This is a genomic window from Prauserella flavalba, from assembly GCF_003202235.1.
Classification (GTDB): domain Bacteria; phylum Actinomycetota; class Actinomycetes; order Mycobacteriales; family Pseudonocardiaceae; genus Prauserella_A; species Prauserella_A flavalba.
On the sequence record NZ_MASU01000006.1, the window covers coordinates 47,766 to 72,057 of the forward strand.

The following is a 24,292-nucleotide window of genomic DNA, read 5'->3' on the forward strand; positions in this document are numbered from 1 at the left end:
CAGTGAACGTCACTCGGCGGCCGCCTCGTGGTGGAGCAGCCAGCGCTTGACGTCCAGACCCCAGCGGAAACCACCGAGTGCACCGCCGATCCGGTACACGCGATGGCACGGCACGAACAGGGCCGCGGCGTTCCGTGCGCAGGCCAGCGCGGCGCCCCGGATCGCCGACGGCCTACCCGCGAGCTCGGCGAAGTCGCTGTAGGTCACCGGCTTTCCGGCCGGGATCGTCCGGAGGACGTCCCACGCGTCCTGGAGGAACTCGCCGGAGCGCTGACGGACCGGGATGAGGTCGATGGCGTCGAGTTCGCCCTGGTGGTAGCGGCGTACGGCCGTGCTGACCGGGCCGAGGTCACGCCGGTGCACCAGGTCGGCGGGCCGCAGCGCAGGGGCGACCACCCCGACGAGTTCGGTGGGATCGGTGGTCCAGCCGGAACCGAGTACGGCTCCGTCGGCGGCGACCACGGCCGTGAACGGGCCGATCGGGGTGTCCTGTGTGGACCAGTGGGCGGTGCTCATCATGCTTGTCCGTTGCCTTCCGTGCTGGTGGGGGCGCTCGCGCGCCAGAGGTACATGCCGGCGTAGGACCGCCACGGCCGCCAGGTCTGCGCTCGTGCGGTGAGCCCGGCGGGGGTGTCGTCGAGGCCCAGTGCGGCGGCGCCCTTGCGGACGGCGAGGTCGCCGTCGAGCAGGATGTCCGGCTGGCCGAGCACGCGCATGACCACGTAGTCGGCTGTCCAGGGGCCGATGCCCGGTGCGGCCAGCAGTTCGGCGCGCAGCTCACCGGCGTCGCGGCCGACGTGGACGTCGAGGTCGCCGGAGGCGATGGCGGCGGCGACGTCGCGGATCGCCTCGATGCGCCTGCGTGGTCCGCGCAGAACCTCGGTCGCGTGCTCGGCGATCGCGGCCGCGTCCGGGAACAGCAGGCCGGGCTCGCCGTCGACCGCGGCCACCGGCTCGCCCAGCTCGCTCGCGAGCCGTCCGGCGGCCGTGCGGGCCGCCGCGACCGAGACCTGCTGCCCCAGCATGGCGCGCAGGACGAGTTCCGTGCCGTCGACCGCGCCCGGCACCCGCACGCCCGGCGTCGCGCTGACGAGAGGGGCCAGCGCGGAGTCGGCGCCGAGGACCTGGCTCACGGCCTCCGGGTCGGCGTCCAGGTCGAGGAGCCTGCGCACACGTGCGACGGCGTTGCCGAGGTCGCGGACGTCGGTCAGGCGCAGGTCGCACTGGACGTACCGCTCGGCCGGGGTCAGCCGGACGAGCCCGGTGCCGTGGGGTAGGCGCAGCGTCCTGCGGTAGCCGTCGGTGACGTCCTCGACGCCGGGGATCGCGCGGGCGGCGAGAAACGCGATCAAGCCCTCGGCGTCGAACGGCTCGCGGAACGGTAGCCGCAGCGTGAGCCGGGCGCCTGTCGACGACGGCTCGTCGCGCGGGCCCGGCTGCTCACGCCTTCCTGCCGCCGTCGCGCGCAGCTGAGAGGGCGTGGTGGCGAACACCTCGCGGATCGTGGTGTTGAACTGACGCACGCTCGCGAAGCCAGCCGCGAACGCGACATCGGTCAGGGGCAGCTCGGACAGCTCGATGAGCAGGCGCGCCGAGTGCGCACGGTGGGCCCGCGCGAGCGCGAGTGGTCCCGCGCCGAGCTCGGCGGTCAATACGCGGCCGAGCTGGCGTTCCGAGTAGCCGAGCCTGCGTGCGAGCCCGGGCACGCCCTCGCGCTCGACGGTGCCGTCGGCGATGAGGCGCATGGCGCGTGCGGCGAGGTCGGCGCGGACGTTCCACTCCGGTGACCCGGGTACCGCGTCGGGCAGGCAGCGCCGGCAGGCGCGGTAGCCACGCGACTGCGCAGCAGCCGACGTGGGGAAGAACTCCACGTTGCGGGCCTTCGGGGTCATCGCGGGGCACGAGGGGCGGCAGTAGATGCCCGTCGTGCGCACGGCCACGATGAACTGCCCGTCGAAGCGGGCGTCGCGCGACATCACGGCGCGATAGCACCGTTCGGTGTCGTGCCACAGGCTCCGGTTGGCCGGTGGAACCGGAGCGGTGCGCTGTGTCATGACCGCGATCCTGCCACCAGATAAGAGGCTCGACTGGCGGAAATCGGACATGACGGCGCTGCGTGGGGCGCGATCTGTCCGTAATGTCGGGACCATGACCGTTCGATCTGGAAAGCGCCCAGTCCGCACCTTCGCCGCCATCGTCGCCGCTGTCGGCGCGATCGGCCTGGCCTCCGCCTGTGACGAGCCCGCCCAGGACGACGACGGCGGCACGCAGCAGCAGGACAACGGCGGTCAGAACGGCGACGACGACGGCCAGGACGACAACGGCGACGACAACAACGACGATGGCGGCCAGGACGACGGCAACGACAACAACGACAACAACGACAACAACAACGACGACCGCAACGAGAACGACGACGACGGCAACGACGACGGCTGACCGGGGCCGCCCGGACGGCACGTACACTGCGTTGTCGTGAGTCTCACCCTCGGCATCGTGGGGTTGCCCAACGTCGGCAAGTCCACCCTCTTCAACGCACTGACGCGCAACGACGTGCTCGCCGCGAACTACCCGTTCGCGACAATCGAGCCCAACGTCGGGGTCGTCCCGCTGCCGGACCCTCGCCTGGACAAGCTCGCCGAGCTGTTCTCGTCGGCGAAGACCGTCCCGGCGACTGTGTCCTTTGTGGACATCGCGGGGATCGTGAAGGGTGCGTCGGAGGGCGCCGGTCTCGGCAACAAGTTCCTCGCCAACATCCGCGAGGCCAACGCCATCTGCCAGGTGATCCGGGTCTTCGACGACCCGGACGTCGTGCACGTCGACGGCAAGATCGACCCGCTGGCCGACATCGAGACGATCAACACCGAGCTGATCCTCGCCGACCTGCAGACGCTGGAGAAGGCGCTGCCCAGGATGGAGAAGGAAGCGCGGACGAAGAAGGAGGCCCGGCCCGCCCTCGAGAACGCGCTGCGTGCGAAGGAGGTGCTGGACTCCGGCCGCACGCTGTTCTCCGCGCAGAAGGAGATCGACGCCGAGGGCCTTCGCGAGCTGAGCCTGCTCACGACGAAGCCGTTCCTCTACGTCTTCAACGCCGACGAGGGCGTGCTCGGCGACCAGGCGAAGCGAGACGAGCTGAGCAAGCTGGTCGCCCCGGCCGACGCCGTCTTCCTCGACGCCAAGGTCGAGGCGGAGCTCCTCGAGCTGGACGACGAGGAGGCCGTGCGCGAGCTGCTGGAGTCGGTCGGCCAGGCCGAGCCCGGCTTGTACGCGCTCGCCAGGGCCGGTTTCCACACGCTCGGCCTGCAGACCTACCTCACCGCGGGGCCGAAGGAGGCGCGCGCGTGGACGATCCCGCAGGGCGCCACGGCGCCGCAGGCGGCGGGCGTGATCCACACCGACTTCGAGCGCGGGTTCATCAAGGCCGAGGTGGTGTCGTTCGACGACCTGGTCGAGGCCGGCTCGATGGCGGCAGCCCGTTCGGCGGGCAAGGTTCGCATGGAGGGCAAGGACTACGTCATGGCCGACGGCGACGTGGTGGAGTTCCGGCACGGAGGAACATCTAGTTCCAAGAAGTGACCGGGGTCCGGCTCCGACCCTAGGAGCGAACGATGACCGCCGCGATGCTCGCGAGGACGGCCGCGCCGAAGCGAGCCGCAAGCCCGCCCCCGGACCGTCCTAGGGTCATCCGATGCCACCAAGGCGAGACGCACAAGTGCGCGGGTGCGTGCGGCCAGCGCCTGCCCGTCAGGAAGTTCCCAACAGTCACGGGCACCACGCGCCGCATGGAAGAGTGCAGGTCGTGCCGCGACGCGCGTACGGCAGCCGCGAAGGGAGCAAGGTGATGTGGGACCTGAACTGCGGCGGTCGGTCCGTCCGTGCCCGATGCTGTCGGTGACGTGCTGGTCGCGACGCTGACGGCGCTGTGGGACGACGAGGCCGGCGTCCGGGTCAGCGTGGACTGGCAGGCCACCGACGACCTGTCGGGCGACGAGGCACGCGCCCTCGCGGACGCTCTGCGCCAGGTGGCGCACCTGCCCGGACCTCAGTCGGCGCGAGAAACGCCAGCATCGCCCCGCTCACCGATTGGCGGGCGGGGCTCGGTGCTTCATGTCCCGGCGGTCACGATGACGCTGCTCACGCTATCAGCGGATCCTACGCAGGTTTCAAGAGGCCGCACTGCGCAACGTGCTGCTCGCCTACGAGCGTGAGGTGCACCCGATCGTCCCTATCCACGTGCACTAGGTGCTTCGACTCGAGCGTCGCCAGAGTGCGCCTCAGGTTCTGCCGCGACGCCTTCGGCATCCAATCCCGCAAGGTCAGGAACGGCACCGGCACGGGCGACCAGTAGGTCAGGAGCAGCGCACGTTCCGAGGCAGCCACTTTCTTGAGGATGACCGGGAATCCGTTGATCTCCTGAATTACCGGGATGTCCCGCTCCACGAGGGCGTTGATGACGGCGTGTGCCTCGTCCGGGTCTGAGGCACATAGGAGTCGAACGAACTCGGCCAGCACCCATGAAGACGTGGCAACGACAAGGCTCGAATCCTGCACGTTGGGATCGATGCCGTCCGCCAGGTGAGCCGCGTCGCGCTTGTTCCTGATGTCGTAGATGACCGCCAAGGACTTGGGGATATGCAGGCGCACGCTGTCACTGGCGTGCCCTGAGGAGGCCAACGTCCCGAGAAGCGTCGGGACTTTGGGGAGCGTTGTCCCGATCGGCGTGTGCTGGCCGGTCGTCAACCACTGGAGGACACGAAACGCCGCTTCCGAGAAGCGTCCACCTTCCACGACGTTCGGGCGCAGGTCGTGGACAGCGAAGCGACGCTTCATCTCTTTGAACGCGTCGAACAACTCCTTGGCGACTGGTGCGGGCACCCCAGCTGCGGAGAACTCGGACTCGAGGTCAGCGACGGTGAGCGCCAAGCTACTCCGCCTTGGTCTGGCCGGTCAGCGCGCCAACCGTGGCGGCGAAGGAATCGACACCTGCCGCACGGACCTTGAAGACCTTCGCCCGGTCCCCGGTCTGCAGGAGCCCTGGGATGCCCTTCACGTTACCCGCGAAGTTCCGGTCGAAAATGCCGAGGCGCTGACACTCCTCGCGGACCGCCGAATCCTGCACTTCGGCCTCTCCGAGGCCGAAGTGTCGTGCGACAACGATCAGGGTGGCGACCGTGATCTGACCTTGCTTCAAGGACGAGCCGAGCGCTCGCCGCGTCACGTTGAGGCGCGGCGCGCCGTCCTTGAGGAAGATCAGGCTCTCGAGGGTGTCGACGGGGACATCAGTCTCGCGAGCGATCGCGGCGAAGAACTCTTCCTCGTTAACTGGCGCGTCCGGACTAGCGGCGGCTCCGCCGCCCCCGGCCGCCTTCGGCTTCGATGCGGTCTTCTTCGTAGGTCCGCCCTTGGGCTTTACGCCGGAGTCACCGTTGCCCGAGCGTCTCGGTGCTGCCGTGTCCCCGCCGCGCATGCGAAGTGCCTCCACAAGCGCGACTCCCTGAACGTGCTCCGGGAGGCCCGCTGCCTCGACATCTGCCCACGCTTGCGCGAGTTGCTTGCTTACGTCCATGCGTGATCCCCAATCTCGGTACGTAGACTACTGCGCGATCCCCACTCCTGGGCGCGACATCGGAATGTGCGGGGAAGTGGCCAGGGTAAGCGTGACGACAAGCGTGATGACACCCGCCCCGAGAGTCGTTGCCAGCTCTCGGGGGATGCGGGCCGAATCAGCGGCTGGTTTGGCCTACGCTGGCCGCGGAGCAGGCTGAACTCATACCGCGAGTCTTGACCATCGAGTCGTCCGGGCCGGACTCGTAGTCGGTCACGAAGCTCAGGTCCGGAGGCATCGTCGTCCGGAAGCTCCGCAGGCCTGCTCGCCCTCGAGCAGGACGTGCGAGTCGCCAGCGAGGTCTAGCATCAGCTCCTCGTCCGAGCGGAGGAGCTACAACCACGCCAGGTGCATGCGGATGACTGAGCCCACGAGAGCGCGGGCTCCGCCGAGTCGTTTGCGTAGGGCGCGCGGCGAGGCACGGCTCCTCGATGCGAGCGTCGCTTGCCGCCGAGAAGGTCGCGCCATATCGCGGCCGTAGTAGTCCGGGTCTCGCCTTCCGGGGAGACCCCTGCGTCTCGTGAACATCTCCTTGTCGAGACCCAACGAGGCCCCCGCATCCCCGCAAGGGGCCTAGTCTCGGAAGGTCTGTCTCGGCAATTGAGTTTCAGGAAGTGAGTTCCTGAGACCGAGAGTCACCGCTGCCAGAGTTCGAGGGACTCCCATCCCTGGGGGACGCCGATGGAAGCGACCGACAGAGCGTTTGAGGTCGGGAAGCCCTGCAGCAGCTCGGCCAGTCGTCGGTGCCAATCCGTCCCTGCCTCGATCGCGGGAAGGAGATGGGCGATCACGGCCAGCGCGTTGTACGTGCCGAAGACGCCTTTGGACGTCTGCTCGTCCCGGAGGTGGTCAAGGGGCGGCACCTGACCAGCCTTGGGCCTCGCGGGCGCGTTCTGAAGCTTCCGGTTGAACAGGCGTGCGTGGTGCGCCGCGACGTTCCGGACATAGTTGAGACTGGCGAGCCAGCTGACCATGGTCTTCTTCGTCGGTGCCCCGAAGGCGAGGGCGATCTCCTCGGCGTCCTGCTGGCGCAGCCCCCTGTAGAGGACGGAGAGCTGGCCAAGCTCGAGCAGCTCGGTGAGCGCCCAGACCGGCATCCGGTCGTCGTACTTCTCGCGGAAGTGGACGACGAACTGCTCGTCGGACTTGGCCCGCCGCTCGCCGGCGCGCTCCAGCCATCTCGCGTGCGAACTTGGGTTCGGCTCCCCGCTCTCGGGGTCGGTGCCCGGTGCGGTGAATGCCTCTGTGAAGCACGCGGGATTCTCGTGGGCGAAGGCAGAGGTGCGACCGAGCACATAGCCCAGCTGCATGCGCACGGCGACCTCGATGCGCTCGACGCCGTCCATGACGAGCATGCGCAGCCGGCGGTCGAAGTCGATGAGGTCCTCGGCGTGGCCCAGCGTCGTCCCCGCCCTGTAGCCGCCGAGGACCCGGGTGCGCTCACGGCCGTCGTCGTCGGCGTACTGCTCGGACTCGCGGAACGGGTACAGGTATCCGGTGAGCCGGTAGTAGCCCACCGCCTTGAGGACCGCTGCCGCGCGGTCGCGGTCGCCCACGTCGATTCCCCGGCTCGCCAGGCGCTCGACCTGCTGCTCCAGGGAGAGCCAGGGCTTCGTGTACTCGACCATGAAGATCCTCGCGAAAAGAAAATCAGCCCGCGCCTTGCGGCAACGGGCTGATCGTGATGTCTCGATGCTAGCACGGGGATCCGACGGTCGCCGCCGAATCAGGGTCGAGCCGTGCTGACAGAGGGCGTAGCACCTGCGGCGAGGACGAAAGCGGCTGGTCATGATCATCCGCACAACGACGTGCCCGGAGTGCTTGCCGAGCGCATACTGCGCCGGTCGCGTTCCGATTCAACATGACGCAAAACCGACCCTGACCTGCAGTTATGCACCAACAGCGTGTCTCAGATCGCGTTCTGCGCCAAGATTCGGCACGTGGTGGAGTTCCGCTTCAACGTCTGAGCGGGGCCTGTTTCCCGAGGCCAGGCCATCAGGAGGCCTCAAGGTTCGTCATATTTGTCGGGCTGACCAGCGATGTTCGAGCGTGACCGTGGCGTTGGTGTCCCCTGGCGCCCACTGACCGGGTGACCACGCCGCACCCGGCCGCCGCATCGCCGACATGCACGAGCTACGCGGCGCTCTGCACTCTCGGCCACCGGTATGTAGGAGCGGGGCCGTCCACGGCGCGGAGCTTGTCCTCGCCGGACCGGGCTGATCGCTGAGACGCCAGGGAGGCGACGAAGGCTGCGGTCGGTGAGTGCCTCGATATAACGCTGATGTTATAGTTGGTTGCGTGGTCTGGGAGGTGGAACTCGTCGCGGAGGTCGAAGACTGGTTCCTGAACCTCGCGAGCACGGACCCTGAGAGTGCGGACCTGGTCGAGGAGGCTATCGAGGTACTGGCCAATAGTGGTCCCACCTTGAGTAGACCACTCGTGGATCGCATCAAGGGTTCGACGATCCATAACTTGAAAGAGCTGCGCCCCGCTTCTGCAGGACGGAGTGAGGTTCGAATCCTCTTCGTGTTCGATCCCGCTCGGTGCGCGATCTTGCTCGTCGCTGGAGACAAGCAGGGACAGTGGAAACAGTGGTACGACGATGCAATTCCGCTAGCGGAGCGGCGTTACCGAAAACACTTGACCGCACTGGAGGTCGATACAGATGGCTAAGTGGGAGGACGTCAAGGCGCGTAAGCGTCAGCTTGACGAAGCCTCTGGCCGAGATGTCGACGCGTCCGTGGCCGAGGCTAAGGACCGCACGTCAGCCTACGTGCTGGGTTACCGGCTGAAGGAACTGCGCGAGCGAGCGGGTCTCAGCCAAGTGGAAATCGCCCGACGTATGAGCGTCAGGCAGCCGCGAGTGAGTGCCATCGAGAACGGCGACTTGGCTCAGATGGAGGTCGAGACGATCCGTCGCTACGTTGCCGCGCTCGGTGGCGAGCTTCGCCTTGTCGCCGGCTTCGGTGACCATGACGAGATCGTTTCGACGACGGCGGTCGACAGGAGCGAACTCGCGGTGGGCTAACCATCGCCCACCAGCACTGGTCGACCTGCATTCGTTCAATCAGTCGTCAGGAAATTTGCGGCGCACGGCAAGCGACCGTCGCCGACGATCTTGGGATGCCCGGCTCGGGCCGCGCACTCGAGCGTTCCAGCTAGCTTTTTGTTCCTCTTCAACGTCTGAGCCGGGCCTGCTCGGCGGCCATGTACCGCATCACGGCCATCGTTTCCCCGGTTCCGCGAAAGATCAGGGCGAACCCGGAGGTCGCCGGCCTCGGTCGGAACTAGCGTGACCGGCATGGGGGAGTCCGTCGCACTGTCCACCGTTCAGCGGCTCGCTCGCGCCGAGCAGCTGAGGCGCGACGGCGTGCTCGTGTCGGACTGGGAGGCCCTTTCCGCGTTCGAGCGCGCCACCTATCCCGCGATGGTCGCCGCCATGGAGCGCGCGGGGGTGCCTACCGACGGCCGGCCGCCGGTGTGGGCGTGGAGCGGCGTGCCGACGCCGCTCGACATCACGTCGTTGTTGGACCCCGAGCACCAGCTGAGCGCCGGCTATGCGCTCATCGAGTTCGCCGCCCCGGACGGCCTGGTGTTCCTCTCCGACTACGGCTCGTGGAACGACTACCTGGCCGCGTGGTTCGACGACCCCGAGGCCGTCTGGGCGCCCGGTCAACCTGCCGAGTTCACGAGGCTGCCCCAGGCGTGCGTGCCCTACCTGCGGGGCGAATGGGTGCGCACGGTGCGGCCGTTGCCGACGTCGGGGTGGGAGGACGTCTGACGGCACGCTTGCGCCGGGGCCCCCGGGCGGACCCGGTGCCCCGGCTTCGGCGGGTGGTGTCTCAGCCCGCCGCGGCGAGCAGGATCACGAACAGGAGAGTGATGGTGACCGCGAACGCGGTCACGACGGCCTGCTGACCCGGTGAGAGAACGGGGGCGCGGTTCATGTGGTCCCCAAAATGACTGGTAGTGGGCGATTCACCCCTGAAAGCGCCCGACCCGTCCCCATTGTTAGCTTCGGCGGCGAACTGTGGTCCGATTCACAATCGGCGGCCCTTCGCGGTGTAGAACAGCACCGCACCGGCCAGCGCGATCATGAGTGCGAACGCCCCGCCGCCGACGACGAGCGCCTGCGTGATGTCGCTGTCCCCGGCCGTGGCCGCCCGCTCCCGCGTCTCCGCCGCCGCGGGCAGCGCCCCGACAACGAGGACCAGCAACGCCAGCAGGCCCGAGACGATCGAGAGCCTGCGATGGGTCGCGGCACCCGAGGTTCCGGACGTGTGGACAGACTTCTTCGAACGGCTCATCGCGCACTCCCTTCCACCCTCTTGCGGCTACCCGGGGAACGCGCGACGACACTCTGGCGGTTGCCGTCCCGGCGGAGATCACACCGAGTCGATCACCCCGTCGATCTCGCTGGCGAGCGAGATGTCCCGCTCCGTGATGCCGCCCTCCGAATGGGTGCTGAGCCGGAAAGTCAGTGTGCGCCAACGGATGTCGATGTCCGGGTGGTGGTTCTCGTTCTCCGCGATCTCGGCGACGCGGTTCACCACCTGGATCGCCTGCGGGAAGGACGCGAGCTTCGCCTCGCGCCGGATGGCGTCGCCTTCCCGCTGCCATTGGGGCAGGTGCCCCAGCGCCTCGTCGATGCGTTCGTCGTTGAGTACCTCTGCCATGCGTCCATGGTGGTACCGAGGCGAGTACGCTGCACGTTTGCCACGGGAGTCCGGCGAGGGCCGGGCTGAGAGGTGGGCGAGAGCCCACGACCGTTCGCACCTGATCCGGATCATGCCGGCGCAGGGAGGCCACCACTCCTTGCCGGTACGACGCCGGTCACGACAAGGAGGGTTGATGAGGTTCCTTCGTGCGGCGGCCGCACTGTCCCTGACCGGGCTGCTGACCGCCGGCTGCACCCTGACCGGTGGGGAAGACCAGGAGGCCGAGGGGCCCACCACGGTCACGCTCGTCACGCACGAGTCGTGGGCGGCCCCGCAGGAGGTGCTCGACGCCTTCGAGCAGCAGTCCGGCATCCGCATCCGCGTGCTCAAGGAGGGCGACGCCGGTGAGCTGACCAACAAGCTCGTGCTCACCAAGGCCAACCCCATCGCCGACGTCGCCTACGGCGTCGACTCGACGTTCGCGTCGCGGGCCCTCTCGGAGAACGTCTTCGAGCCCTACACCAGCCCGGAGGCCGACCGCGGCCCGCAGCGGTACTCGGTGGACCCGCGGCACCGGCTCTCCGCGGTCGACGTCGGCGACGTGTGCGTGAACATCGACACCGGGTGGTTCGCCGAGCGGGGCCTGCCGGAGCCCGCGACGTTCGACGATCTCACCGATCCGAGGTACCGCGACCTGCTGGTGGTGGAGAACCCCGCGACGTCGTCGCCAGGGCTCGCGTTCCTGCTCTCGACCGTCGCCCGCTACGGCGAGCAGGGCTGGGCGGGCTACTGGCAGCGCCTCAAGGACAACGGCGTGCAGGTGGTGAGCGGCTGGACCGAGGCGTACACGCAGGAGTTCTCCGGCTCCTCGGGCCAGGGCCCGAGGCCGATCGTGGTGTCGTACGCGTCCTCACCCGCCGCGGAGATCGGCGAGGACGGCAAGCCGCGCACCAAGGCCCTGCTCGACACGTGCTACCGGCAGGTCGAGTACGCCGGGGTGCTCGCGGGCGCCAAGCACTCCGACAAGGCGGGCAAGGTCGTCGACTTCCTGCTCTCCCAGCAGTTCCAGAGCACGGTCGCCGACAACATGTACGTGTACCCGGCGCGGGAGGGCGTGGCGCTGCCGTCCGGCTGGGCGCAGGCCGCCCCGCTGCCGGACAACCCCGCGTCGCTGCCCGGCGAGCAGGTGCAGGCGGGGCGTGAGCGGTGGATCGAGCAATGGCGCGCGCTGCTGGAGGGCTAGGGAGGCCCGGACTCCGTGCGGGTCCGCGATCCTCCGCCGTGGGCGTCACGGCGCTCGCGGTGGTGCCCATCGCGTTCCTTGTGCTCTTCTTCGCGTGGCCGGTCGTGGCGATCCTGCGGCTCGGCTTCGCCGACGGCGGTGTCGCCAAGGCGCTCGCCGAGGCGCAGACGTGGCAGCTCGCCGCGTTCACCGTGGCGCAGGCCGCCGCCTCGACCGCGGTCGCCGTCCTGCTCGGCTTCCCGGTCGCCTTCCTGCTGGCTCGCGTGCGCCTGCGCGGGACGGCGCTGGTCCGCACGTTCGTGCTGGTGCCGTTCGTGTTGCCGACCGTGGTGGTGGGGCTCGCGTTCCGGGCGCTGTGGCCGGGCGGCGGCGTGGCCACGATCGTGCTGGCCAACGCGTTCTTCAACGTCGCCGTGGTCGCGCGCACCGTCGGCGGGCTGTGGGCGCATCTCGACCGGCGCGCCGAGGACGCGGCGCGGTCTCTCGGGGCGTCACCGTGGCGGGCGTTCCGCGGGGTCACGCTGCCCGCGCTCGCCCCCGCCGTGGCGTCGGCCGCCGCGGTGGTGTTCCTGTTCTGCGCCACCAGCTTCGGTGTGGTGCTCATGCTCGGCGGGTCCCGCTACCGGACGCTGGAGACCGAGATCTACCTGCGCACGGTGAACCTGCTCGATCTCTCCGGTGCCGCCGCGCTCTCGCTCGTGCAGCTCGCGGCCGTGCTCGCCGCACTGGCCGTCGGTGCGCTGGCCCGCAGGCGCAGGGAGACCGCGGTGCGGCTGCGGTCGAAGGCCGAGACGGCGCGCCGCCCCGAGGGCCGCGAGTGGTGGGTCGTCGGGGTGGCGTTCGGGGTGCTCGCACTGCTGCTGGTGCCGATCGTGGCGCTCGTGCTGCGGTCGGTGTCCTCGCGCGACGGCTGGAGCCTGGCCGGCTACCGCGCGCTCGCGGGCAGCGGGGAGAACGGCACGCTCAGCGTCACCGGCTGGGACGCCGCGCTGAACTCGCTGCGCACGGCGTCCGACGCGACCGTGCTCGCGCTCGTGATCGGTGTGCTCGCGGCGGGGACGCTCGTGGCGCTGCGGCGCTCGCCGGGTCGGGGTGCGCGCGCGACCGGCGAGGCGATGGACGCGGCGCTGATGCTCCCGCTCGGGGTGTCGGCGGTGACGGTGGGCTTCGGTTACCTGATCACGCTCGGCGAGCTGCCGGGCGACCTGCGGACCTCGCCACTGCTCGTGCCGTTCGCGCAGGCGCTTGTGATCATCCCGCTGGTGGTGCGGATGGTGCTGCCGGTGCTGCGGTCGGTGGACGAGCGCCTGCGTCAGGCCGCGGCGACGCTCGGCGCGAGCCCGGCGCGGGTGTGGCGGGAGATCGACCTCCCGCTGGCCGCCCGCTCGCTTGCCGCGGCCGCCGCGTTCGGCTACGTCGTGGCGCTGGGCGAATTCGGCGCCACGAGCTTCCTCGCCAGGCCCGACGCGCCGACGCTGCCGGTGGCGATCGGTGCGCTCGTGAGCAGGCCGGGTGAGCTGAACAGCCAGATGGCCTACGCGGCGTGCACGTTGCTGATGCTGGTGACCGCGCTCGTGGCGACGTTGATCGAGCGGTTGCGGGCACCGCAGGCGCAGGTAGGGGAGTTCTGATGCTGACGGTCGACGGGCTGACGGTGACGTACGGGTCGTTCACGGCCGTGCGCGACGCCGCGCTGGAGATCGCCGACGGCGATGTGCTCGCCCTGCTCGGCCCTTCCGGCTCCGGCAAGTCCACACTGCTGAGGGCGATCGCCGGCCTGGAGCCCGCCGCGACCGGCTCCGTGCGCTGGGACGGCGCCGACCTCGGGCGCGTCCCCGTGCACCGGCGCGGCTTCGGGCTGGTGTTCCAGGACGGGCAGCTGTTCCCGCATCGCGACGTCGCGGCCAACATCGCGTTCGGCCTGCGCATGCACGGCATCGCCAAGCCGGCGCAGCGGCAGCGGGTGCGCGAGCTGCTGGAGCTGGTTGGGCTCACCGGCTACGAGCGGCGCAAGGTCACGGAGCTCTCCGGTGGTGAGGCGCAGCGGGTGGCGCTCGCGAGGGCGCTGGCGCCGAGGCCGAGGCTGCTGCTGCTCGACGAGCCGCTGTCGGGGCTCGACGCGGAGCTGCGTGAACAGCTCGCGCTCGACCTCGCCCAGGTGCTGCGCCAGGCCAAGATCACCACGCTGCTCGTGACGCACGACCAGGAGGAGGCGGTGACGCTCGCCGACCGGCTCGCCGTGCTCGACAGTGGGCGGATCCAGCAGATCGGCGACGTGCTCGACGTGTGGCGCCGCCCGGTGGACGAGCGGGTCGCGCGGTTCCTCGGCGTGACGACGGTGCTGCCGGGCCGCGCCGCGAACGGCACCGTCACGTCCGCGTTGGGCGACGTGCGCCTGCCGTGGGCGCCGGACGGCGCGGTGTCACTCGGCCTGCGCCCCAACGCCGTGCGCGTCGCGGCCTCCGGCGTGGATGCCGAGGTACTGAGCCGGGTGCAGCGGCGCGATCACGTGCGCCTGGCGGTGCGGCCGGACATGGGACCGGAAACGCTGGACGCGGTGGCCCCGATGGCCGAGCGCGCGCGGGCAGGCGAGCGCGTGCGGCTGGTGCTCGATCCCGACGGCGTCGCCGTCATTTCGGCGTAGCCGGCGGCACCGTCTTCGCCCACTCCGCCCAGTCGGCGAGCGAGTCGTAGAGGCGGATCGCCGCCTCGACGGTGACCCGCAGCGAGCGTGTCTGAGGGTTGTCGCCGAAGTCGCCGCGGTCCTTCGCCTCGGCGTAGCCGCGGTAGAGCTGAGCCTTCTCGCGGTAGAACTCCGCCTCCTCGGTGAGGTGCTGCTCCAGCTCGGCCGGGCTCATCAGCCAGAAGAACAGCGAGCGCAGCACCGGGTCGAGGCGCATGGTGTGGTCGACGTCGACGTCGGTGAGCCAGCGGCGCAGCTCGGTGAGTCCGGCGTCGGTGATGCGGTACTCCTTGCGCCGCCTCGGGCCCTCCGCCTCGGCCTCGATGAGGCCCTCCGAGGCGAGCCGGGTGAGCTCGCCGTAGATCTGCGGATGCTTGGCGGGCCAGATCGAGCCGAGCGTGTCCTCGAACCGGCGCGTGAGGTCGTAGCCGCTTCCCGGTTCGCCCGCGAGCAGTCCGAGCAACCCGTGGCGCAGCGACATCTCCCCGCCTTTCCGTGATCCGTGACCGGCTGGAGCGTACCTCCGCCTGTTCCTTCCGACCTGTCCTCCTTGACATCCAAGGTAGGTCGGCATAGACATGTAAAGAGAGACATGTTGTTGAGATCATGTTGGAGTCGTCATGTCAGACGAGGTAACCAAGGCCGTGCTCATCACCGGTGCCGGAGGCGGCATCGGCGTGCCGATGGCGACGGCGTTCGCCGAGCGCGGCTACCGCGTCTACGCCGGGGTACGGGACCTGAACGGCACCCCGCGGCTCGACCGGACCGGCATCCGGCGCGTGGAGCTCGACGTCACCGACCCGGCCAGCGTCCTGCGCGCGCTGGAACGGATCGCGGCGGAGCGCGGCGCGAACGGGCTGCAGGTGCTCGTCAACAACGCGGGCGTGATCGTGCGAGGACCGCTGGAGCTGGTGCCCGACGGGGAACTGCAGCGGCAGTTCGACGTCAACGTCCACGGCCCGCACCGCGTGCTCAAGGCCGCACTGCCGATGCTGCGCACGGGCAGGGGTCGGGTGCTCAACATCAGTGCCGCGAGCGCGCAGACCGCGATGCCGTTCCTCGGCCCGATCTCGGCGAGCAAGGCCGCGCTGGAGTCGCTGACGCACGCGGCGCGCGTCGAGCTCGCGCCGTGGAACATCCCGGTGGTGATCGTCGAGCCGGGCGCGGTGCGGACGTCCATCTTCGCCAAGGCGGAGGAACAGGAACGGAAGGCGCTGGCCGTCGCCGACCCCGAACGCGTCGCCCTCTACCGAGACCAGCTCGGGGCCGTGGGGGAAGCGCTGGGCAAGCAGACACTGGGCTCGGCGGACACCGTGGTGAAGGCGGTGCTGCGCGCGGCGGAGGCCCGGCGCCCCAAGCCGCTGTACGTCACCAGCTCGGACGCCCGGCTGCTGCGCACGGTCTCGCGGCTGCCGTTCGGGATGCGGGACCGGATGCTCGCGAGCACGTTGGGCGTCGCCAAGGTCAGGCCAGTCGCCGGGGCACCCCGGTGAGCGTGATCGTTCTCGCCGGGCGACGTCGGGTCTGGGCAGACAGGCCGCGCTCCGGCTGGCGAAGGAGGGGCACGAGCTGATCCTGATCGGCCGCGACGCCGAGCGTGGCCTGCGGCTCGAACGCGAGACGGGAGCGCGGTTCGTACGGGCCGACCTGTCCACGATGGACGGTGTCACGCACGTCGCCGGGCGCGTGGCCGCCGAGGTGGACCGCGTGGACGTGCTGATCAACAACGCGGGCGTGATGACGCCGAAGCGCATCGCCCATCCGCAGTGAAGGCCACCTTGCCTGCGTTCAACGCAGTGAAGGTGGCCTTCACTGCGGTCAGGTCAGCGCGGCCCCGGTCAGCCGTCCTTGGTGCTGAGGCGGGCGTAGGCGAGGGACAGGGCGATCGCGATGTAGCACCCGGCCCGCAGGGCTCCCTCCGCCAGCGGCCCGCCCGGCATCGGGTCGCGCAGCACGTCGCCGAGGTCGGTCCAGGAGTGGTTGAGCAGGAACGGGTGCAGCCAGTCGAGCGCGTCGAGCAGGCCGAGCACGGAGAACACGATCACGCCGCCGAGTACGGAGGCGAGCACCACCATCGGATGCTCGGTCCACGCCGAGATCGCCAGCGCCACCGCGCCCACCGCCCACAGCTGCAGCGCGACCCAGCCCGCGGCGATGGCGACCTTCAGCATCGCCGCGGGGAAGGACAGCGTGGTGCCCGACAGCGTGAACAGCGAGCCGGTCCCGTTGATCACGAGCCCGGTGAGCACCCCCGTCAGCGCCATCACCACCGTGGCCGTCACCGTGAAGACGGCGACCCCGATGGACTTGACCAGTAGCAGCCTGCCCCTGCCCACGGGCGCCAGCAGCCAGCCGCGCAGCGTGCCGTGTGCGGTCTCGCCCGCCAGCGCGTCGGCACCCGACATCGCCGCGCTGAGCGGCAGCAGCAGGCCCAGCGCCATCGCGAGCGTGCCGACGGGCAGCACGAGCGCGTTGCCGCCCGCCGTGGCGAGCAGGGACTCCCCGCCACCGTCGCCGCCGGGGCCCCCGCCCGGCGGACCCGGCGAGTCGACCAGCGTCAGCGCGATCCCGACGATCACCGGGATCACCGCGAGCAGGCCGAGCACCACGAGCGTGCGCGGTCTGCGGAAGATCCACCGCAGCTCGGCGCGCACGAGGCGCGCCAGCGACGCGTGCGCGCGCCCGGTGACCGGCACGGCGGGAGCCGTCGCGACCTCGGTCATGACCTGACCTCCCCCTGTGGCTCCTGCGTCAACCGGGCGAAGAGGTCCTCCAGCCCGGTGCGGTCCCGGCGGGCCTCGTGCACCTCGACCCCCGCGTGCACGAGGGCCGCGATCACCTCCGGTGGCGTGGTCGCGGTCAGGTCCACGCGCACGCCCTCAGGGGTCAGCCGCGACGGGATCCGCTTGCCCCGCAACGCCTCCATCGCGGCGGTACCGTCCGGTGTGGACACCAGCAGCGCGGGGGAGCCGGACTCCAGCAGCTCGGCCAGCTCCCCCTGCGCCACGACGCTGCCCGCCTGCAGCACGGCGACGTGGGTGCACGTCGCCTCCACCTCGGCCAGCAGGTGTGACGAGACGAGCACGGTGACCCCGGCCGCGTGCAGCTCGGCGATGATCGCGCGCACCTCGCGGGTGCCCGCCGGGTCGAGGCCGTTGGTCGGTTCGTCGAGCACCACCATGCGCCTCGGCACCAGCAGCGCGCCCGCGAGCCCGAGTCGCTGCTTCATGCCCAGCGAATAGCCGCGGTAGCGGCGGTTCGCCGCGTCCGAGAGCCCCACCCGCTCCAGCGCGCCGCCGACGGCGCTCGCGATGTCCGATGTGGCCAGTCGCGGTTCCGCCGCCGCCATGCGCAGCAGGTTCTCCCTGCCGGAGAGGAACGGGTGGAAGCCCGGCCCTTCGACGAGCGCGCCGACGTCCGGCAGCGCGTGTCCCGCGTGCTCGGGGACGGGGTGGCCGAGCAGGCTCACCGCTCCCGCCGTCGGCCGGACGAGGCCGAGCAGCATGCGGATCGTGGTGGTCTTGCCGGAGCCGTTGGGGCCGAGCATGCCCAGCACCGCGCCCTCGGGGACGTCGAGGTCGACGTGGTCCACAGCCACCGTGCGGCCGTAGAGCTTGCGCAGCCCCCTGGTCCGTGCGGCCAACGGCACGGGCGGTGCGGACGCCGCCTCGGCGACGTCCACACCGGTGACCGAGGTCGACGTGCTCACCGCTGCGCCAGCGCGTCCGTGAGCACCTGCTGCGGCACGGCGCCGACCGCGAAGCGGCCGTCGTCGGTGACGATCGCGGTGCCCACCTTGGTCTCGATCGCGTAGCCGGAGCCGAAGTCGCCGCTCACGCGCGTGCCGAACTGGTCGAGCATGCCCTGCACGTCCCGGCCCTCGGAGCCCGGTGCGGCCGTCAGCTCGGCGGGCACGGTGCCGACGTACACGGTGTCCCAGCCCTCACCGGAGAACTCGCCGATCGCGCCTTCGGGCAGCCGCTCGTCGTGGGCCTGCGGCCGCTCCTCGGTCACCGTCGCACCCTGCGGCGGCGTGAACTGGAACAGGTTCGCCGGCTGCTGCGCGAAGTCGATGTCGGTGAAGCCGATCTCCAGCGCGGGTTCGGTGGTGCCGTTGGTCAGCACCGACATCCGCAGCGGCACGCGGGTCTCGGAGTCGACCGCGATCCGCACCTCCCGCAGCAGCGTGCGCTCGGTCGGCTTCGGCGTCAGCACCAGTTCGTAGGCGGGGCGGTCAGCGACCGATGCGGTGCCGTCCACGCTCACCGTGCTGCTCTGCCGCACGTAGTCCAGCATCCGTCCCGCCGCGGACGCCGGGTCCGAGAACTCCTCCTCGGCGTGTGCCCGGTGCTCCCGTGCCTCGGCGGGCACCGTCAGCTTCGTCGCGGAGTTCTCCGCCGAGTCGTAGGACCACACGGTGTCGCCGCTCTGCACCACCGTCAGCTCGCTGCTGCCCTGCTCCAGCGCGATCCGGCTGCCCTCGTCGCCGTCGTGGTAGACCCGGGCCGAGTCCGCGTCGAGCACCGGCAGCCCCGGCATCGACGGCAGGCCGAGGTCGTTCTCGATCCGCACGGTGCCCGCCAGCGCGGGAACATCGGCCCGCAGCACCGAGCTGACCAGTTCCTGTGCGCTGACCGGCGGGAGCTCCGGTGCCTCCCCCGCACCGGCCGGCATCGCCATGACGGCCAGCCCCGCCGCCCCGATCGCGGTGCCGGCCACGGCGACGGTCACTGCTCGCTTCTTCGGGTTCACTGCCCCTCCTGTGGTCAACGTAAAGTGTGCCCCTTCTCGGCTTCGAGCGTGCGCCCCTCGTTCTGAGACCGGCCTGAGATGCTGAGAACCGGCTGAGAGCACGCGCGGGCAGGAGCGGAAACCGGCATCCTGAGAGCGTGAAGCCTCGAGTTCTGGTGGTCGACGACGAGCCCGGCGTGCGGAAGGCACTGCAGCGGGGCCTCGGCGCCGAGGGCATGGACGTGGTGACCGCGGCCGACGGGCCGAGCGCGCTGCGGCTGGCCCAGACCGGTGCCTTCGACGTGCTGCTGCTCGACATCATGCTGCCGGGACTCTCGGGCTACCGCGTGCTGCAGGCGCTGCGGGCGCAGGGGGTGCACACGCCGGTGCTGCTGGTCTCCGCGAAGGACGGCGAGATCGACCAGGCCGACGGTCTCGACCTCGGCGCCGACGGCTACCTCGTGAAGCCGTTCTCGTTCGTGGTGCTCGTCGCGCAGGTGCGGGCGGTGCTGCGCAGGGCCGCCGCGCAGGGGATGCGCGGGCCGCTGCGGATCGGCGGGCTGACCGTGGACCGTGCCGCGCGGGAGGTGCGCTGGCACGACGATCCGGTGGCGCTGAGCCCGAGGGAGTTCGCGCTGCTGGAGGTGCTCGCCGGGCGGGCGGGCACGGTGGTGACCAAGGACGAGCTGTTGCGGGCCGTGTGGGGCGATGAGCAGGCGGCCACCCGCAACGTCGTCGAGGTCTACGTCGGGTACGTGCGGCGCAAGCTCGACGCCGCGGGCGCGGGCGCGTTCGTCCGCACCGTGCGCGGGCACGGCTACGTCGCGTCCGACCCGGAGCTCGACCAAGTGACCACGGGGTGATCTCTCCGCGCCGCTGGTGGCTGCGGCGGACGCTGCGGTTCCGGATCACGCTCGTCGCCACCACGATCACGCTGGCCCTGCTCTTCGGGCTCGCGCTGCTCGCGGGCAAGGCGCTCGGCCCGCTGCTGGTGAACTCCGTCGACGCGGAGCTGCGTGCCGCGCTCGAGACCGCGAGCGCGACGGTCGAGCGGGGCAGGGCGCCCAGCGCTCCCGAGGGCATCGACGTGCGCGTGCTCGACACCGCGGGCATGCCGGTCGACGGCGGCGAGCCCGCGCGGCTCGGCGCAGCGGATGTGAGCGAGCTGAAGGCCGGGCTGCCGGTGAGCACCGAGTTCACCGGTGAGGTCACCACCAAGCTGCGCTGGCTCGGCGCCGTGGCGACCGCACCGGACGGCTCGCAGCGGCTCGTGGCGGTCGGCACGGCGATGGTGGGCTCGGGAGCGGCGAAGGCGAACGGCGCGCGCTGGCTGCTGCTCGTCGCACTGATCGGCGCGCTCGTCGCGACGCTCGCGACGTGGCTCGGGGTGCGCTCGGCCCTGGGGCCCGTCGGCAGGATGCGGCGTTCGGCGAAGGATCTCCCGCCCGGGGGCAGGCTCCCGCTGCCGGAGGCACACGACGAGCTGCGCGCGCTCGCGTCGGATTTCAACGCGCTGCTGGCGCGGCAGGAGGAGATCAGCGAGCGGCTGCGGCGCTTCACCGGCGACGCCGCGCACGAGCTGCGCTCGCCCGTCGCGTCGATCCGGGTGCAGGCCGAGGTGGCCGTCACCAACCCCGATCCCGGGCTGGCGCAGGAGACGCTCGGCGACATCCTGGAGGAGGCCGAGCGGCTTTCCGCGCTCCTCGACGGCCTGCTCGCGCTCGCGCGGTCCGACGCGGGCGAGGTGCCACCCGCCGAGCCCGTCGAGCTGGTCACCGAGGCACGTGACGCCGTGTCCAGGCTGCCCTCGGGTTCGCCACCGGTGCGGGTGAGCGCTGTGGTGCCGCAGGCGTGGGCGCTCGCGACGCACGCCGAGGTGGAGCTGGTGCTCAACAACCTGCTGCGCAACGCGTGCCGCTACGCGGACTCGCAGATCGTGGTGTCCGTGCTCGCCTCGCGCTCCCGCGTGCGCGTGGTGGTGGACGACGACGGGCCCGGCGTCGCGCCGGAGCACCGCGAGCACGTGTTCGACCGGTTCTACCGGGTCTCCGACGACCGCGCGCGCACCTCGGGTGGCACCGGGCTGGGGCTCGCGATGGTGGCCGAGGCCGCGCGCAGGCGCGGTGGGAGGGTGACCGTGGGGGAGTCGCCGGACGGCGGCGCCCGGTTCCAGGTGAGCTGGCGACGGCACGCACGCTAACGTCCACTCGCGTGGAGCCCGTGGTGATCGTCGGAGCCGCCATCGTCCGCGACGGTGCGCTGCTCGCCCAGCAGCGTGCCTACCCCGAGGAGGCGGCGGGGCTGTGGGAGCTGCCGGGCGGGCGCGTCGAGGCGGGTGAGCCGGAGGAGGCAGCCGTGCGCCGCGAGTGCGCCGAGGAGCTCGGCGTCGCGGTCGAGGTGGGCGGGCGCGTCGGCGCGGACGTGCCGCTGCCGGGCGGCAAGGTGCTGCGGATCTTCGCGGCGAGGCTCACCGATCCGGCGGCCAGGCCGCACGCCGTCGAGCACCGGGCGCTGCGCTGGGTGGGTCCCCCAGACGTGGGCGATCTCGACTGGCTTCCCGCCGACCGGGTGCTCGTGCCCGACCTGGAGAAGTTGTTGCGCGACACCGGGTTCGCATGATCGAAAACGCAGGTCAGAGGGCGGTTAACAGGCATCACCTGGCGGTCGCGGGCTTACCGTGAAGGTATGTATGTCGTGCTGCTCACGTACACCGCGCCCCTGCCGGAGATCGACTATGTGCTGCCCGACCACGTGGAGTGGGTCGCGAGGCAGTACGACCACAACCACCTGCTGGCCTCGGGCCGCAGGGACCTGCACCTCGGCGAGGTGATGATCGCCAGGCCGATGGCACGGCTGAAGCTCGACGCGATATTGGCCACCGACCCGTTGGCCGTCAAACACCTGGCCCACTACGAGGTGGTGGAGTTCTCGGCGACCCGCACGTGCCCGGAACTACGCCTGCTCAACGAGGCCATTCCCCACTAGCGCAACCGCTCACGCGGCCTTGGCGATGTCGGCCTTGGCCTTCTTCAGCGCGAGCACAGGACACTTCTTGCAGCGCGGCTTGGACTTGCAGCACTTCTTCTTGACTTTGCCCGATTTGATCAGCTTGCGGACGACGGCCTTGGGGTCGTCTTCGCCCCCGTGCTTCTTGCCCACGGATCACACTCCACGCCGGTCGGCTCCTCGCATCAGGTTAGGTGAGGCTATCCTTGATCGAGGTGTGGCGCTGGGCACAATGGTAGCCCGGCTATCCTGGGTACGACCATCGTTGGCCTCGAGAGCCGATGGCCGCCCCCGTTCTCTTCCCACAGGAGTCGACGCGTGCCCGCAGTCACCGCCGAGAAGGTCCGCACGGACCTCCGAAACATTGCCATCGTGGCACATGTCGACCACGGCAAGACGACCCTGGTCGACGCCATGCTCCGGCAGTCCGGCGCCTTCACCGAACGCGCCGAGCCCGTCGACCGCGTGATGGACTCCGGCGAGCTGGAGCGGGAAAAGGGCATCACGATCCTGGCGAAGAACACCGCCATCCGCAGGCAGACGCCCGACGGCGCGGTGACGATCAACGTCATCGACACCCCCGGCCACGCCGACTTCGGCGGCGAGGTCGAGCGCGGCCTCTCGATGGTCGACGGTGTCGTGCTGCTGGTGGACGCCAGCGAGGGCCCGCTGCCGCAGACCCGGTTCGTGCTGCGCAAGACGCTGCAGGCCGGCCTCCCGGTGATCCTCGTCGTGAACAAGGTCGACCGCGCCGACGCGCGCATCGCCGAGGTCGTCGAGGAGACTCACGACCTGCTGCTCGACCTGGCCTCGGACATCGAGGACGCCGATCTGGACGCGGTGCTCGACCTCCCGGTGGTCTACGCCGCCGCGCGCGACGGCAGGGCCAGCCTGGAGCAGCCCGCCGACGGCGCCGTGCCCGACAGCGAGAACCTCGACCCGCTGTTCGAGGTGCTGCTCAACCACATCCCGCCGCCCACCGCCGACCCCGAGGCCCCACTGCGCGCGCTCGTGACGAACCTCGACGCGTCGAGCTTCCTCGGCCGCATCGCGCTCGTCCGCATCCACGCGGGCAAGCTGCGCAAGGGCCAGACCGTCGCGTGGCTGCGCGAGGACGGCTCCGCCCAGTCCGTGCGGATCTCCGAGCTGCTGGTCACCGAGGCACTCACGCGCGTGCCCGCGCAGGAGGCGAGCGCGGGTGACCTCGTGGCCATCGCCGGCATCCCGGACATCACCATCGGCGACACCCTCGCCGACGTCGAGGACCCCGAGCCGCTGCCGAGGATCACGGTGGACGAGCCCGCGATCTCGATGACGATCGGCGTCAACACCTCGCCGCTGGCGGGCCGTGGCGGCGGCGACAAGCTCACCGCCCGCATGGTCAAGGCGCGGCTCGACGCCGAGCTGGTCGGCAACGTGAGCATCCGCGTGCTGCCCACCGAGCGGCCCGACGCGTGGGAGGTCCAGGGCCGTGGCGAGCTCGCGCTCGCGATCCTGGTCGAGCAGATGCGCCGCGAGGGCTTCGAGCTGACCGTCGGCAAGCCGCAGGTGGTCACGCGCACCATCGACGGCAAGCTGCACGAGCCGTTCGAGCGCCTCTACGTCGACGCGCCCGAGGAGCACATGGGCGCCATCACGCAGCTGCTCGCGTCCCGCAAGGGCCGCATGGAACAGATGGACGGCCACGGCACCGGCCGCATCAAGCTCGAGTACGTGCTGCCCGCGCGTGGCCTGATCGGCTTCCGCACCGACTTCCTGACCGAGACGCGCGGCACCGGCATCGCCAACCACGTGTTCGAGGGCTACTTCCCGTGGGCGGGCGAGATCCGCACACGGCACAGCGGTTCGCTGGTCGCCGACCGGTCGGGCCCGATCACCAGCTACGCGATGCTGCAGCTGGCCGACCGCGGCACGTTCTTCGTGGAGCCGGGCGCCGAGGCGTACGAGGGCATGGTCGTGGGCGAGAACCCGCGCGCCGAGGACCTCGACATCAACATCACCAAGGAGAAGAAGCTCACCAACATGCGGTCGTCGACCGGCGACGAGCTGGAGCGCCTCGCCCGCCCGCGCAAGCTGGGCCTCGAGGAGGCGCTGGAGTTCTGCGCCGTCGACGAGTGCGTCGAGGTGGCGCCGAACGTGGTGCGGGTGCGCAAGGTCACCCTCGACGTGTCGCAGCGGGCCAAGGAGCGTTCGCGCGCGAAGAGCCGCGACAAGAACGCCTGACGCTCGGCCCGATCCCGGCCTGCCGGGAACCGCGTGGTTGGATCATGCGTCACCCAAGTGGCGGTACCTGGTCCAGTACCTCGGTTTGACGTCCGGTCTGGCAGTCTTCGGGTTCCGGCGTTACTGACGGTGCCGATCACGGC

27 protein-coding genes and 1 riboswitch are annotated in these 24,292 nt (G+C 70.6%); of the genes, 15 read left to right on the plus strand and 12 right to left on the minus strand.

Going from position 1 to position 24,292, the window contains the following annotated elements:
* Positions 1-9 precede the first annotated feature (9 nt).
* Positions 10-516: a methylated-DNA--[protein]-cysteine S-methyltransferase gene (locus tag BA062_RS16260; RefSeq protein ID WP_110337514.1), complete on the minus strand. Its 507-nt coding sequence runs from the start codon at positions 514-516 to the stop codon at positions 10-12.
* Positions 516-2,054 (minus strand): DNA-3-methyladenine glycosylase 2 family protein, encoded by a 1,539-nt coding sequence (locus tag BA062_RS16265; RefSeq protein ID WP_110337516.1) that lies wholly within the window; start codon positions 2,052-2,054, stop codon positions 516-518. The genes BA062_RS16260 and BA062_RS16265 overlap by 1 nt, the downstream gene beginning before the upstream one ends.
* Here BA062_RS16265 and BA062_RS40225 point away from each other — a divergent pair.
* Positions 2,053-2,439: a hypothetical protein gene (locus BA062_RS40225; protein ID WP_210406905.1), complete on the plus strand. Its 387-nt coding sequence runs from the start codon at positions 2,053-2,055 to the stop codon at positions 2,437-2,439. The two genes, BA062_RS16265 and BA062_RS40225, sit on opposite strands and share 2 nt — an antisense overlap.
* Before the next feature lie 36 nt (positions 2,440-2,475).
* On the plus strand, positions 2,476-3,576 hold the full coding sequence (gene ychF, locus BA062_RS16275; RefSeq protein ID WP_110337518.1) for a redox-regulated ATPase YchF: 1,101 nt from the start codon (positions 2,476-2,478) through the stop codon (positions 3,574-3,576).
* 576 nt (positions 3,577-4,152) lie between these two features.
* Here ychF and BA062_RS16280 read toward each other — a convergent pair.
* From BA062_RS16280 to BA062_RS16290, 3 genes are all read right to left on the minus strand, one after another.
* A complete protein-coding gene (locus BA062_RS16280; protein WP_110337520.1) occupies positions 4,153-4,923 on the minus strand; it encodes a hypothetical protein in 771 nt (256 codons plus the stop codon).
* Position 4,924: 1 nt separating this feature from the next.
* Complete coding sequence (locus tag BA062_RS16285) at positions 4,925-5,566, minus strand: hypothetical protein (RefSeq protein ID WP_110337522.1); 642 nt, start codon at positions 5,564-5,566, stop codon at positions 4,925-4,927.
* A gap of 674 nt (positions 5,567-6,240) precedes the next feature.
* Complete coding sequence (locus tag BA062_RS16290) at positions 6,241-7,233, minus strand: Abi family protein (protein WP_110337524.1); 993 nt, start codon at positions 7,231-7,233, stop codon at positions 6,241-6,243.
* A 670-nt stretch (positions 7,234-7,903) separates the two neighbouring features.
* Between BA062_RS16290 and BA062_RS16295 the strand changes: the two genes are divergently transcribed.
* The 3 genes from BA062_RS16295 (at position 7,904) to BA062_RS16305 (ending at position 9,386) form a co-directional block, all read left to right on the plus strand.
* Entirely contained in the window at positions 7,904-8,278 is a 375-nt protein-coding gene (locus tag BA062_RS16295) for a type II toxin-antitoxin system RelE/ParE family toxin (RefSeq protein WP_110337526.1), read from the plus strand.
* Positions 8,271-8,633: a helix-turn-helix domain-containing protein gene (locus tag BA062_RS16300; protein WP_110337528.1), complete on the plus strand. Its 363-nt coding sequence runs from the start codon at positions 8,271-8,273 to the stop codon at positions 8,631-8,633. The genes BA062_RS16295 and BA062_RS16300 overlap by 8 nt, the downstream gene beginning before the upstream one ends.
* Before the next feature lie 273 nt (positions 8,634-8,906).
* Positions 8,907-9,386 carry a hypothetical protein gene (locus tag BA062_RS16305; protein WP_110337530.1) on the plus strand — a complete coding sequence of 160 codons (480 nt, stop codon included), beginning with the start codon at positions 8,907-8,909 and terminating at the stop codon, positions 9,384-9,386.
* 259 nt (positions 9,387-9,645) lie between these two features.
* On the opposite strand, the gene BA062_RS16310 is transcribed toward BA062_RS16305, so the two are convergent.
* Together BA062_RS16310 and BA062_RS16315 are read right to left on the minus strand one after the other, a co-directional pair.
* Positions 9,646-9,912, minus strand: coding sequence for a hypothetical protein (locus tag BA062_RS16310; RefSeq protein ID WP_245959854.1), 267 nt, complete (start codon positions 9,910-9,912; stop codon positions 9,646-9,648).
* A gap of 78 nt (positions 9,913-9,990) precedes the next feature.
* Positions 9,991-10,281: a 4a-hydroxytetrahydrobiopterin dehydratase gene (locus tag BA062_RS16315; RefSeq protein ID WP_110337532.1), complete on the minus strand. Its 291-nt coding sequence runs from the start codon at positions 10,279-10,281 to the stop codon at positions 9,991-9,993.
* Between the two features lie 32 nt (positions 10,282-10,313).
* A riboswitch (TPP riboswitch) is annotated at positions 10,314-10,425 on the plus strand.
* Positions 10,426-10,456: 31 nt separating this feature from the next.
* On the opposite strand from BA062_RS16315, the gene BA062_RS16320 reads away from it, so the two are divergent.
* The 3 genes from BA062_RS16320 to BA062_RS16330 are packed head-to-tail and all read left to right on the plus strand — an operon-like array spanning position 10,457 to position 14,150.
* The gene (locus BA062_RS16320) at positions 10,457-11,506 is read left to right on the plus strand and encodes a thiamine ABC transporter substrate-binding protein (protein WP_110337534.1); all 1,050 of its coding nucleotides are present in this window, start codon (positions 10,457-10,459) and stop codon (positions 11,504-11,506) included.
* A complete protein-coding gene (locus BA062_RS16325) occupies positions 11,482-13,137 on the plus strand; it encodes an ABC transporter permease (protein WP_110337536.1) in 1,656 nt (551 codons plus the stop codon). The genes BA062_RS16320 and BA062_RS16325 overlap by 25 nt, the downstream gene beginning before the upstream one ends.
* Positions 13,137-14,150: an ABC transporter ATP-binding protein gene (locus tag BA062_RS16330; protein WP_110337538.1), complete on the plus strand. Its 1,014-nt coding sequence runs from the start codon at positions 13,137-13,139 to the stop codon at positions 14,148-14,150. The genes BA062_RS16325 and BA062_RS16330 overlap by 1 nt, the downstream gene beginning before the upstream one ends.
* On the opposite strand, the gene BA062_RS16335 is transcribed toward BA062_RS16330, so the two are convergent.
* A complete protein-coding gene (locus tag BA062_RS16335; RefSeq protein ID WP_110337540.1) occupies positions 14,137-14,670 on the minus strand; it encodes a PadR family transcriptional regulator in 534 nt (177 codons plus the stop codon). The genes BA062_RS16330 and BA062_RS16335 overlap by 14 nt on opposite strands.
* A gap of 139 nt (positions 14,671-14,809) precedes the next feature.
* Here BA062_RS16335 and BA062_RS16340 point away from each other — a divergent pair, with 139 nt between their 5' ends.
* Together BA062_RS16340 and BA062_RS16345 are read left to right on the plus strand one after the other, a co-directional pair.
* Positions 14,810-15,682, plus strand: a complete 873-nt coding sequence (locus tag BA062_RS16340; protein ID WP_110337542.1) for an SDR family oxidoreductase — start codon at positions 14,810-14,812, stop codon at positions 15,680-15,682.
* A gap of 31 nt (positions 15,683-15,713) precedes the next feature.
* Positions 15,714-15,959 carry an SDR family NAD(P)-dependent oxidoreductase gene (locus BA062_RS16345; protein ID WP_110337544.1) on the plus strand — a complete coding sequence of 82 codons (246 nt, stop codon included), beginning with the start codon at positions 15,714-15,716 and terminating at the stop codon, positions 15,957-15,959.
* Positions 15,960-16,027: 68 nt separating this feature from the next.
* Here the strand turns inward: BA062_RS16345 and BA062_RS16350 are convergent, their stop codons facing one another.
* From BA062_RS16350 to BA062_RS16360, 3 genes are read right to left on the minus strand one after another with little or no spacing between them, the layout of a single operon-like run.
* Positions 16,028-16,912 carry an ABC transporter permease subunit gene (locus tag BA062_RS16350; RefSeq protein WP_110337546.1) on the minus strand — a complete coding sequence of 295 codons (885 nt, stop codon included), beginning with the start codon at positions 16,910-16,912 and terminating at the stop codon, positions 16,028-16,030.
* Positions 16,909-17,898, minus strand: coding sequence for an ABC transporter ATP-binding protein (locus tag BA062_RS16355; protein ID WP_110337548.1), 990 nt, complete (start codon positions 17,896-17,898; stop codon positions 16,909-16,911). The genes BA062_RS16350 and BA062_RS16355 overlap by 4 nt, the downstream gene beginning before the upstream one ends.
* The gene (locus BA062_RS16360; protein ID WP_110337550.1) at positions 17,895-18,941 is read right to left on the minus strand and encodes a LolA family protein; all 1,047 of its coding nucleotides are present in this window, start codon (positions 18,939-18,941) and stop codon (positions 17,895-17,897) included. The genes BA062_RS16355 and BA062_RS16360 overlap by 4 nt, the downstream gene beginning before the upstream one ends.
* Before the next feature lie 137 nt (positions 18,942-19,078).
* Between BA062_RS16360 and BA062_RS16365 the strand changes: the two genes are divergently transcribed.
* From BA062_RS16365 to BA062_RS16380, 4 genes are all read left to right on the plus strand, one after another.
* The gene (locus BA062_RS16365; protein WP_110337552.1) at positions 19,079-19,783 is read left to right on the plus strand and encodes a response regulator transcription factor; all 705 of its coding nucleotides are present in this window, start codon (positions 19,079-19,081) and stop codon (positions 19,781-19,783) included.
* Positions 19,780-21,120: a sensor histidine kinase gene (locus BA062_RS16370; RefSeq protein WP_110337554.1), complete on the plus strand. Its 1,341-nt coding sequence runs from the start codon at positions 19,780-19,782 to the stop codon at positions 21,118-21,120. The genes BA062_RS16365 and BA062_RS16370 overlap by 4 nt, the downstream gene beginning before the upstream one ends.
* 11 nt (positions 21,121-21,131) lie before the next feature.
* A complete protein-coding gene (locus tag BA062_RS16375; protein ID WP_245959855.1) occupies positions 21,132-21,539 on the plus strand; it encodes a (deoxy)nucleoside triphosphate pyrophosphohydrolase in 408 nt (135 codons plus the stop codon).
* A gap of 66 nt (positions 21,540-21,605) precedes the next feature.
* Positions 21,606-21,905 (plus strand): YciI family protein, encoded by a 300-nt coding sequence (locus BA062_RS16380; protein WP_110337556.1) that lies wholly within the window; start codon positions 21,606-21,608, stop codon positions 21,903-21,905.
* A 9-nt stretch (positions 21,906-21,914) separates the two neighbouring features.
* Here the strand turns inward: BA062_RS16380 and BA062_RS39865 are convergent, their stop codons facing one another.
* Complete coding sequence (locus tag BA062_RS39865) at positions 21,915-22,079, minus strand: hypothetical protein (RefSeq protein WP_168213999.1); 165 nt, start codon at positions 22,077-22,079, stop codon at positions 21,915-21,917.
* Positions 22,080-22,244: 165 nt separating this feature from the next.
* Here BA062_RS39865 and typA point away from each other — a divergent pair, with 165 nt between their 5' ends.
* Positions 22,245-24,149: a translational GTPase TypA gene (gene typA, locus BA062_RS16385; protein ID WP_110337558.1), complete on the plus strand. Its 1,905-nt coding sequence runs from the start codon at positions 22,245-22,247 to the stop codon at positions 24,147-24,149.
* Positions 24,150-24,292: the final 143 nt, after the last annotated feature.